We start from the raw sequence: 10,667 nt of genomic DNA on the forward strand, positions 1-10,667 counted from the left end.
GCCGGGTCCCCGCCCGGATGGGCGCCGACGTCGTAGACGAGTGAGAGCACTGCGCCGCCCGCGGCGATGGGTAGGTAGGCCAGGACGAGCCGCAACAGCCGGTCGTCCGTGCCCAATGCCGGGTGGTGCGTCGCGTCGGGCTTCACAGCGGACAGGTTCCGCCACGGGATTGCAGGCATTGCCGACTCCTTTCAGTGACCGGCGTTCGAGGTTGGTGCGGCGATCCCCGCATACCGGCGTGGTTGCCGAGTCTGTGCGCTTCGGTAGGTCTCAGGTGGCTGTCAATCCATGGTCGGCATGGCGGTCTACCTCCCATTCGGCGACACCGATGAAGGCAACTCCACCGGCGATCGCTAGCCATGGCCACGGCATCGGGACCGCGGAGGCATAGCTGTTCAGGATGAGCGATGCGCTGCCTAAGATGATCACTCCGACCCCTGCCGACCAGGCCGCCATCCGATACGTGAATGGACGTAACGCTGCCAGGAGCGCGATCGCCAAGATGCCGACCGCGTAGAACGACGCCTCCACCCAATGAAAGAACCGGGCGTGGTCGCTGTCGGTGAGTGTCCGCTGCAGCTCCGCCTCTCCCAGCGCGTAGGCCAGCAGCGGGACAACCCCGACGGCCACCAACCCAAGCAGAATCCAGCTGGGTCGTTCATCGTTTGCCGATGGCTGCTCCGAGGGACGCAGAATCCAGAGCACACCGGTGAGGAGCACGAATGGAAGCGTGAACGGGTCGATTGTCGTACTCGCTGCCATCGTGACGACTGCCGCTGCGGACAAAGCGGTCAGAATCCTCAATGCGGCGAGGGGGTGATCCGGGTTGCGTGCAATGGCGATCGCCGGAGGTGCTGATAGAACCAGTAGAAGTGATGCGACAACGGCGTTGTGGAAGGCGTGGACCTGTTGGCTCTCGGCCACGATCCCGAAGACTGCCGTAAAGGTGCCGAACAGCACGCCCGAGGCGGCCATGAACCCGGCTATCAGTCGAGTGGCTCGAGTTCGCCGGCGCGACGGTAGTTCGGCTGCGGTGTGACCCATCTCCGCTGACATTGTTTCCTGAATTGACATCATCTGCTCCTCTTCCGTTGAGTGGATGGGCTGGGGTGACTTTTGGTGACACAGTCACTGACCCTTCATTCGGGGGGTGGTGGCGTACAACAGCCCGGCGGCGGTGGCGACCGCCATGAGCGCATCTACCACCCGCCTCGAACCGACGGCCCAGATGCAGCGCGGCGTACCCGGGCGTTACTTGCGGAGCGCCGCTGCGGGAGCGGCAGCTGGCGCAGCAGGGCTTGCGACGGTGGGAGTGCCGTGTCGGGTCGTCCACAGCGCCAGCCACACGAACACGGCCTGTAAGGGAAGTCGCAGCCACGCGTACAGGCCACCGGGTTGTCCGTCGACCTCGACGCCGGCGACGGCGACGTACACGTTCCCCGGCAAGACGGCCACGAGATACGCCGCCAACGCGAACCCCGCCAGACGCCGGTACGGCGGCGGAACAAGCAACGCTGCTCCCAGCGCGATCTCGGCGATGCCGCTCAGGAACACGAGCAGCTCCCGGGCTGGAACCCAGCCTGGGAGGTGCTGGATGAACGGCGTCGGGTTCAGCAGGTGGCTGAGCCCCGCGACCGCCATGCCGGCGGCGAGCGCATATCGCCATTGATCAGACGTCCTGCCGCGCAGACGGGGCGCGAGCCAGGTTGCGGCGTAGGCCGCCACCAGTATCCCAAGAAACAACATGTGATTCTCCTTGCTCCATGGCGTGTAGCGGGTGTGATAACGGCGTTGCGAGGTGCTCGTCTTCGCGTCCGGGTCCCACCCCGACGCCGGTCTGCGGTGCAAGGACGCACCAGGACATGGATCTAGGCGCCGCCGGCGAGAACGGCCCGTTCGCTGGTTCGCTGCTGTTCCACAGCCACGTCGATGACCTTGATCGCTGCCAGTCCGAGACCCATGTGCGTCAGCACCAGTCCGAGTCCTGACGCGACGCCCGCGAGGTTGGCGAGTCCCAACAGCAGCGGGGCGAGGGCGATGACCCGGGCTGGGGCGCGCGCCGGTGCCGAGGGCACGTCGCTACGTCTCCGGAACAGCCAGAGCGCGCTGACCGCGATGGTGACGCCCAGCACCGGGTGCACGACCCAGATCCGTTGGTCGATCCCGATGCCGGCGTACGGTGCGATGAAGCGCGCCAGGCCGAGCAGCACCTGGACCGTCAGCGCGGCCCGGAGTAGCGAGAATGGTGACATGGCCGATCCTGTCAGGTGCGTGGTGGAGGTCCCGCCGAACCTCGACTGGGTGCGGTCCGCAGGTGGTCCATCGCATCGGCCCAAGGGACTGGCAGCACTGATCCGAGGGCCTGCCAGGTCGTGAACCGGGTCGGTTCCATGTATGGCTGTAGCGCCTTCATGATCTTCAGATGCGGCATCGTTCGGACGAACGCGTGGAGTGCCTGCTGGTTCGTCCACGCCGACAGCGTCCAGAACGTCTTCTTCGTCGGCTGTGCAAGCAGGCTGTAGCCGATCAGGCCGTCGCTGTGCTCCAATTGCCGGGCAACGGCCAACGCCATGCGCAGGAACCTGGGGAGGCTTGCGTAGGAGTGCAGTGGAAGCCGCGACGCCATCACCAGGTAGCTGTGGTCGGTGGACGGTGCCGCCAGTTGTCGCCATGGGACGGCAGGCATCGCAACCTCGGTTCTGCGTCGGACTCCGATTGGAGCGTCGACAGTCATGTGACCGCACACGTCACCTGCTCGCACCGGTGGATTCACCGGGATCGCGGTTGCCGGCGATCTACTCGAGCGGCAGGTGCGCAAGCTCAATGCGTGAGCTGATCTGCAGCTTGGTGAAGACGTTGCGCAGGTGGAACTCGATGGTGCGGGGGCTGAGGAACAGCTGTGCCGCGACCTCCTTAGTGGCCAGTCCCTGCGCGACGAAGCGCGCAACCTGCAGTTCCTGCGGGGTGAGGGCCGCGGCGGTGGAAGGCTCGCGTTTGCGTGCGGTCTGTCCAGACGCGCGCAGCTCCACGCGGGCGCGGTCGGTCCATGGCTCGGCCCCGAGAGCCTCGAAGACGTCGAGCGCGGCGCGCAGGTGTGTGCGCGCCAGGACGCGGCGGCGAGCGCGGCGAAGGAACCGGCCGTAGGCGAGTTCGGTGCGAGCTCGCTCGAACGATCGCTGTGAGCGCTGATGATGCATCAGCGCGGTGTCGAAGTGCTGTGCGGCGTCGATGTCGTCGCCGAGCAGCGCCCGGCAGTGTGCCACTCTCGCCTCGGCCCACGGTGCGGCGGTGTGCTCGGCGAACCGCTCGAACGACGTGAGCCACGCATCCGCAAGATCCTTCCGGTCGGCGTGCAGGGCGACTTCGATGCGATCCAGCGCGGCCATGCGCGTCACGACTGGGTGATCGATCTCCTGCAACCACCCGAGTGCAGATGCGGGATGTCCGCTGTCGGCCAGCTGCACGCCGCGGGCCCAGCTCGCGACCGCGCGTAGCATGCCTTGGTAGACGCCTAAGGATTCGGTGGCGGCCAGCACCTCGGCCTCGGCCAGCGCGGCCTCGAATGCGTCGTAATCCCCATGCCGCGCTGCCACCAGGGCAAGCCACGCCACGGGCAATGCAGCGAGCTGCCGCTGCCCGGTCTCTCGCGCCAGGCGCGCCGCCTCGGACGCACTCGCGACCGCGGCGGTCCACCGGGATGTCAGCACCTGGGCGTGCGCCAGTCGTTCCAGGGCGGGAAGCAGTACTCCGACGGCGCCCGCGGAGCGGGCGCGGACAACAACGCGTACGTTGAGATCGTACGCTGCGGCATCGTCGCCAACGTGGAACGCGCAATGCCCGGCGCGCACGAGCAGCTGTGTGTCATCGATCTCGCGGGCGATGGTGATCACATGGCGCAGCGCCTGCATCGCCGGCTCCAGGTCGTCCTGCAGCAGGCCACGAAAGCCGGCGATCAGGTGATGGTAGAACCGAATCCGCGGCTCGTTGCTGGGCGACAGATCAGCCGTGATGTCATCGACGTGCGCGCCGGCGGTGTGATCCTGGACCACCCACGCGGTTTCGGTCGCCTCGCCGATCAGCTCGGTCGCCAGCTCCGGATCGGTGCGGGAGATATCACGACTGGCCTGCACCAGGATCTGCCGAGCCGCGAGGGGTGAGCCGACCGTCATCTGGATCCATGCCCGCAGCCGATCGGAGACGGCACGCAACAGCGGATCGGAGGCCAGCGACCGGGCGTTGTTCGCGAGCGTCTCGGCGTATCGCAACTGTCCACCGCGCCACGCGTTGTCCGCCGCGCCGGTCAGCAGCTGCGCACGTCGCTCTCGTTCGACGGTCAGGTCGGCGGCCCGTTCCAGCGCGGCCCACGCGGCTTCATAGCCGCCGCGCGCAGTCGCGCGTGCCGCGGCCGCCTCGAGGTCGGCGACGACGCCCTCGTCGGGCCCGAACGCCGCGGCCGCGCGGTGCCAGGCGCGGCGCTCGACCTCCACGTCGCCGTCCAGCACTGACGCCAGCGCCTGGTGCGACTGCCGGCGCTCCCGTGTGGTGGCCCCCTGGTAGACAGCCGAGCGTACGAGCGGATGTCGAAAGTCGAGCTGTTCGCCTCGGACCTCGACGAGCTCGGCGCTTTCGGCGACGTCGAGGCTGGCGGCCGGCACCCCCAGTGTCGCAGCGGCCTGGAGCACGGTCGTGACGCGTCGCGTGGTGTCGGTCGCAGCGACGAGCAACAGGGTCTGCGTCGCCACTGGCAGGCGATGCACGCGTTGGAGGAACGCGCCCTCGACACCGCCGGGAAGGTGAAGAGGCGACGGCAGGGGTTGCCGTCCACTGAGTTGCGCCGGCGTCAGCATCGACGGCAGTTCCGCAAGAGCAAGCGCGTTGCCCGCGGTCTCATCGACCAGACGTGCGACCACGTCGGGACTGAACGGCATGCCCGCACGGTCGCTCAGGAGCGCGCCGCCGGACCCGTGGTCCAACCCGGCCACGGGCAGCACGGGCAGTCCTCCGCCATCGAAGCCAGCCGCCTCGCCCTGCCTGACCCCGAACAGCAGCGCCACGCGCTCGACGTCGAGCCTCCGGGCCACAAACGTCAACGCGCTGGCCGAGGCGCCGTCCAGCCACTGCGCGTCATCGACCAGGCACAGCACCAGACGATCCTCACCGGCGGCGGACAGCACGCCAAGGGTGGCCACGGAGACGAGAAACCGGTCTGGGGTCCCCACCCCACGCCGTTGCCTCCCGAGCGCCGACCGCAATGCGTCAGCCTGCGGCTCAGGTAGGCGGTCCACATGGTCGGCGAGCGGCCGGAGCAGCTGGTGCAACGCCGCGAACGGCAATTCGGATTCGGACTCCACGCCTTGTGCACGCAAGACCAGCGCATCCGCCGCCCGAGCCGTGTCTTGGAGCAACGCGGTCTTGCCTGCTCCCGGCCGACCGACCAGCACCAGTGCGCCACCGCGGAACTCGGCGGCCTCCCTGAGCAGCTCGCCGATGACGCCGCGTTCGGTCTCCCTGCCGTACAGCATTCCACGGTCGTGGTGACGGCTCGACTGGCCTTCCCGCACCCATCCTCCTTCATACGATGGTGCCAACGACGTCAAGCCTCCCGGCCGTGGCATCACCGACGCGGCAGTTGCGATCGGCTCCACGTGAGCAGACTGGCGCGATACCGACTCCTCGCTGTGCTGTATGCCAGCCAGTTCTTCCCGCTGGGCTTCTTCTACTACGCGTTGACCGCCGTCCTTCGCAGACGCGGTGTCCCCCTCGGACAGATCGGCATGCTCCAACTCCTCGCCCTGTTCTGGGTCGTCAAGTTCGCCTGGGCGCCCCTCGTTGATCGGTATGGGTCACGTCGGCTCGGCCACTACCGTGGCTGGCTGCTGATCCTGCAGGGGCTGACGGTCGTGGCCGTCCTCCTGCTCCTGCCGCTCGACGTGGGCGACGACCTACCCCTCATCTTTGTCCTCGTCGGGACCATCGCCTTTCTCTCGGCCACCCAGGACGTGGCCACGGACGCCACCGCCGTAAGGGTGCTGCTGCCGTCCGAACGCGGCCTCGGCAACGGCATCCAGTTCGCAGGTGGCTACTTCGGCTTCATCGTCGGCGGCGGCGGCATCCTCGTGATCCACGACCACCTGGGATGGACGGCGGCGGTGGGCGTCCTGGCACTGGCCACCGCCGTTCCCATGCCGTTCCTGCTGCGCTATAGCGAAGCGCAACCGGACATCGGTGCGACCGGCGGTATCCGGCGACGGCAAACGGTGTCACTTCGCGCGCTCGCGAACTTCTTCCATCAACCGGGCGTCGCGCACTGGCTGCTGATCGTGCTTCCCCTCAACTACATGGGGATCGCCACGGCGTACAAGCTCATCACGCCGATGCTGGTCGACGTCGGCTGGCCACTGGACTGGATCGGGGCCGTGGTGGCCTTCGGCGGCGGTGTCGTTGCCATGGCCAGCGCACTGTCCGCCGGCGCGGTGCTCAATGCGATCCGGCGGCGAGCGGCCTTGCTGGCCTTCGGAGTGATCGCGGTCGCCGCTATCGCCATGCTCGCAGCGCTTAACGCTGGGTCGGCGACGGTCGCCGTCGTGCTCGGCGCCGTGGCGCTGGTCAACATCGCCTACGCCAGCATCGGGACCACAATCTTCACGCTGAGCATGGACTGGAGCCGGCGCGACACCGCCGGCACCGACTACACGATCCAGACCAGCCTCGCCGTGCTGTGTTCAGACGTCGCCGGAGCCGCCGGCCTCAGCCTCGCAGGCTACGTCGGCTACCCGACCGTGATCGCGCTATCTCTCACGCTCGCGCTCGGCGGCATGGCCGCGGCGGCATGGTTCCTGTCGGACCCGCCCGTTCGGGAGCAGACGGACGCCCCGGCCCCGGTACCGCTCGCCTGACGCGACGTCGGCCGCGCTGCGACACCAACCCCCGTGAAATCACCGGCGCGAGATCGGCCTCGACGGACCGATCCTGACATTCGCAACCCCGATGGCCGCCGCGCTCGACCTCGAGCCCCATGCCCGTCGCGACGAAGACGGAGACGAGCACCATGTCACACGCCACAGCGACACGCGAACAGACAACCCCCTCGACACCACATCGCCGACGCCGTCGCCGCTTCATCATCGCGGTGAGCGCCATCGTCGTCCTCCTCATCGCCGTTGTCATGATCCCGATGGTGCTCCGCCTGATCGACGATCCCGCCACGTCCGACCCCGTGGTCGGAGTCGATGACGTCGTGATCCATGGCAACGCATACCAACCCCCCGTCATTGAGGTCTCACCCGGCACGACCGTCACCTGGACCTTCGACGACGGCGGCGTCGAACACAACGTCGTCGGCGATCAGTGGCAATCGGACGTACAGCCCTCGGGGACCTATCAGCACACCTTTGATCAGCCGGGCAGCTACCCCTACACCTGCACCATCCACATCGGCATGGACGGACGCGTGGAGGTCGTGGACGGATGACGTTTCACGGATCTGACGTGGGGTTGCGGCGGACATCGTGCGTGAGCCCGCCAGTGAGTGAACGCGCCCGACGGACCGTTCGTCCGGGTCGACGTCGTCCGCGAGTGACCAACATCGTCGTGTAGAGCCGTCGATCAGGGCGTGGTCCGTTCGTAGACGGGGTGAGCAGCGGGAAGTGCGCGTCCGTCACACGAGAGGTCCACATGCCGTGCCATCGACCGCCTTGCGCCGTGAGTCGCATGGACGAGACACTCACGAGGTGGCGGTGCTCTCGCCGGCAACGAGAATCCCGGCATGCCCGGAAGAGGTGGTCTCCGTGCGGGCCGTGCCCTGAGCCATCCGCAGCTGTGGCTTCAGAGATCTCAGCGCAGTCTGGTGTCGGGGTGGTCGGCGACGAGTACGGCCCGCTCATTCGAAAGTGGTCGCGGCGTGCGTCGCACCCGCAACCGAACCCCTCCCGCGCGCTGGTGCCGGGCTGGGACGCGTACGCGTCGTCGACCGCCACGGCGTCGATCTCGCCACCGCCCGGCGTGGACCGGCTGCTGCACCAGGCACACGTCGTCACCAATGGAACGCAGGCGCATATCGCTTGACGGTCGCGGCTGGGGGTCGGGTCCCGACGGGCTGTGTGGGGGTGGTGGGGGCTGGTCGGGTGGCGCGTCGAGGGGGATGCGCAGGCGGATGTGGACGTGCCAGCCGGTGACGCGGACGTGTTCGACGACGAGGCGCAGCAGTTGCTGGCGTTGGTCGAAGTCGAGGTGGTCGAGCGCGTCGAGGGTGCGGCGGGCGAAGTCGGCGACGCGGTGGCGTAGCTGGTTGTCGCTGGCGAGTTCGGCGCGTTGCGCGGCGAGGCTGTCGCGTTGTGACTGCAGGTGGGTGTGGCGGGCGTCGACGTCCTTGGCGCGGCGTTGCAGCTCGACGAGCTCGAGCAGTCCGGCCTGGTAGAGGTCGACCAGGCGGCGGCGTTCGTTGCTGGTGGCAGCCAGCTTGCGGTCGAGCCGGGCGAGCTGGGCGGCGAGCAGCTCGTCGTCGCAGGCGGGCCGGGTGGCGGCCAGCGCGGTCTGGCCGGCCAGGAGCACGTCGGGGCGCGTCAGTGCGTCGCGGATCTGGTCGAACACGAACGCGTCGAGCTCGCCGGCGCGGATGTTGCGTTCGGTGCAGCGGCGGTCGGCTCCGCCGGCGCGGAGCACGTCGTGGTTGCGGCAGTAGTAGTAGCGGTGCCAGGTGCCGTTGCGGCCGCGCATCTTGTGGCAGTTGGTCCCCACACCGCAGCGGCCGCAGATCACCAGGCCGCGTAGCAGCCACTGGCCGGGTTCGGTGTTGCGGGGGCTCCACTTGCTGTTGTCGCGGCTGACCCGTCCGGCGGCGTCGAAGGTGTCGTCGGACACGATGGCGGGCACGGCGATGGCGATCCAGTCGTCGCGCGGGCGGCGCCGTTGCACGGTGGGTCGGGTGGCGCCGGCGGGGGCGGCCACGGCCTCGGTGCGGTTGTAGTAGACGCGACCGACGTAGGCCTCGTTGCGCAGCAGCCGACCGATGGTGGAGGTGGACCACATCGGCTTGCCCGTCGGCGAGACGATGCCGTCGGCGGCCAGACCGCGCACGATCTGGCGGGTCGAGTACCCGTCGGTGACATAGTCGTCGAAGATGCGCCGCACGACGGTGGCTTCGGGTTCGTAGACCTCCAGGCGCGCCGGGCCGGCGGCGTCGCGGGCCACCCGCCGGTAGCCGTAGGGGGTGCGCCAGGAGATGACTTCCCCGAGCCGGGAGCGGTACAGCTTGCCGCGCCGGTAGCGTTCGGCGATCTTGGCGCGCTCGTACTCGGCGATCACGCCCTGCACCTGGGTCAGCAGCGTGGCCTGCGGGTCATCGTCGAGCGGCGGTGCGTCGGCGAACCGCACGGCGACGTCGTAGCGGGACAGTTCGTCGAGCACGATCACCTGGTAGGCGTACACGCGGGCCAGGCGGTCCGGTGACAGGCACCACACGCCCTCGACCAGCCCGGCCTCGGCGGCGTCGCGTAACCCGTCGAGGCCGGGGCGGTCCAGCCGGGCGCCCGAGTGCCCGTCGTCGCAGAACTCGGCGACCACCTCGTCGGCGGCGTCGGCGGCGCGGGCGCGCAGCACCTCCAGCTGCGACCCGATCGTGCCGCGCGCCTCCTGCGCCTCGGTCGACACACGCGCGTAGATCGCGACCCGCATCACCGCGCCCTCCTGGACTCGACGTGGTCGGTGTCGGCGGCGGTCAACAACAGCTCGTATGCGCCGGCCAGCGCCGCCACCCGCGGGTCGGCGTGCGGCATCCACGCCGGGCGGGCCGCGCCGACCAGCTCGGCGGCGAACACCGGCTCGGCCGCGGGCCAGGCGATCAGCCCCGCCAGCCCGCGGTGGGCGAACCGTCGAGCGGCCACACCGGCCAGCGGCACCCCGTCCAGCGTCGCCGCGCGCAGCTGCTCGTAGTCGGCCTGCGCGGCTTCGTGGGCCGTCCACAGGGTGGTCACCGCCGCGCCCGCTCGATCGTGCGGCGGTGCAGCCGCACTCCGAACCGGGACGCGATCTCGTCGGACAGCTCCGCGCCGGACCGTGCCGGGTCGGCGTCGGCCAGCCACGCCAGGATGTCCGGTGTCAGCTTGACCGGCCCCTTGCGGCCGCGACGCTCGTCTAACAGCCCGGTCATCCCGCGCCCGTCGAACGCGTCGCGCACGAGATAGAACGCCGCCCGCGAGTAGCCATGCGCCGCCGCCGCCACGGCGACGGTCATCCCGTCGACCTCGTGCGCGCGCAGCATCTCGTATTTGACCTGCACCTTGTCGGCCGCGAGGAAGAACGCCCGCGACCCGTCGAACAGCGCCGCGGTCACCGCCGCCTCCCGCGGGTGCACCAACCCCGCCTGCTGCAACGCGTGTCGCCGCGACCGCTGGTTCACCGGCCTCACCTCCTCGGCCGGCAGCATGACCGACCACACCAACGTTGTCCAGCATTTGACGCCGCACAACCGCATGCTGTCGTGGACGAGTCGCTACGACTGCGCAACGACGTTGGCAAACACCGCAGAGGCCAGCTGATAGCGGTCCACATCGCTCGACACTGCGGTCTATATCACTAGACATTCTCGCGACCGCCTCCCCGCGTGCTTCTGGCGCGACGGCGGTGCTTGGGCGTCAGATACAGCCCGCTACCGGCCGCGTCGCGCTCCA

General features: G+C 69.0%; 10 protein-coding genes. 2 read left to right on the forward strand and 8 right to left on the reverse strand.

What is annotated here, in order from left to right; all coding sequences use genetic code 11:
* Positions 1-270: 270 nt before the first annotated feature.
* From VK923_04145 to VK923_04165, 5 genes are all read right to left on the reverse strand, one after another.
* Positions 271-960, reverse strand: a complete 690-nt coding sequence (locus tag VK923_04145) for a hypothetical protein (protein HSJ43858.1) — start codon at positions 958-960, stop codon at positions 271-273.
* Positions 961-1,251: 291 nt separating this feature from the next.
* Positions 1,252-1,746 (reverse strand): hypothetical protein, encoded by a 495-nt coding sequence (locus tag VK923_04150; protein ID HSJ43859.1) that lies wholly within the window; start codon positions 1,744-1,746, stop codon positions 1,252-1,254.
* Between the two features lie 122 nt (positions 1,747-1,868).
* The gene (locus VK923_04155) at positions 1,869-2,252 is read right to left on the reverse strand and encodes a hypothetical protein (GenBank protein ID HSJ43860.1); all 384 of its coding nucleotides are present in this window, start codon (positions 2,250-2,252) and stop codon (positions 1,869-1,871) included.
* Between the two features lie 11 nt (positions 2,253-2,263).
* A complete protein-coding gene (locus VK923_04160) occupies positions 2,264-2,686 on the reverse strand; it encodes an antibiotic biosynthesis monooxygenase (protein HSJ43861.1) in 423 nt (140 codons plus the stop codon).
* A gap of 109 nt (positions 2,687-2,795) precedes the next feature.
* On the reverse strand, positions 2,796-5,561 hold the full coding sequence (locus VK923_04165; protein HSJ43862.1) for a LuxR family transcriptional regulator: 2,766 nt from the start codon (positions 5,559-5,561) through the stop codon (positions 2,796-2,798).
* A gap of 84 nt (positions 5,562-5,645) precedes the next feature.
* On the opposite strand from VK923_04165, the gene VK923_04170 reads away from it, so the two are divergent.
* Positions 5,646-6,896, forward strand: a complete 1,251-nt coding sequence (locus VK923_04170; protein HSJ43863.1) for an MFS transporter — start codon at positions 5,646-5,648, stop codon at positions 6,894-6,896.
* A 233-nt stretch (positions 6,897-7,129) separates the two neighbouring features.
* Positions 7,130-7,471, forward strand: coding sequence for a plastocyanin/azurin family copper-binding protein (locus VK923_04175; protein ID HSJ43864.1), 342 nt, complete (start codon positions 7,130-7,132; stop codon positions 7,469-7,471).
* A 362-nt stretch (positions 7,472-7,833) separates the two neighbouring features.
* Here VK923_04175 and VK923_04180 read toward each other — a convergent pair whose 3' ends face one another.
* Genes VK923_04180 through VK923_04190 form a run of 3 tightly spaced genes read right to left on the reverse strand, consistent with a single transcriptional unit; the run spans position 7,834 to position 10,396 of the window.
* Positions 7,834-9,672 carry a recombinase family protein gene (locus VK923_04180; protein ID HSJ43865.1) on the reverse strand — a complete coding sequence of 613 codons (1,839 nt, stop codon included), beginning with the start codon at positions 9,670-9,672 and terminating at the stop codon, positions 7,834-7,836.
* Positions 9,672-9,971, reverse strand: a complete 300-nt coding sequence (locus tag VK923_04185) for a hypothetical protein (protein ID HSJ43866.1) — start codon at positions 9,969-9,971, stop codon at positions 9,672-9,674. Before VK923_04185 ends, VK923_04180 begins: the two co-directional genes overlap by 1 nt.
* Complete coding sequence (locus VK923_04190; protein ID HSJ43867.1) at positions 9,968-10,396, reverse strand: helix-turn-helix domain-containing protein; 429 nt, start codon at positions 10,394-10,396, stop codon at positions 9,968-9,970. Before VK923_04190 ends, VK923_04185 begins: the two co-directional genes overlap by 4 nt.
* Positions 10,397-10,667 lie beyond the last annotated feature (271 nt).

This window comes from Euzebyales bacterium (assembly GCA_035461305.1).
Taxonomy (GTDB): domain Bacteria; phylum Actinomycetota; class Nitriliruptoria; order Euzebyales; family JAHELV01; genus JAHELV01.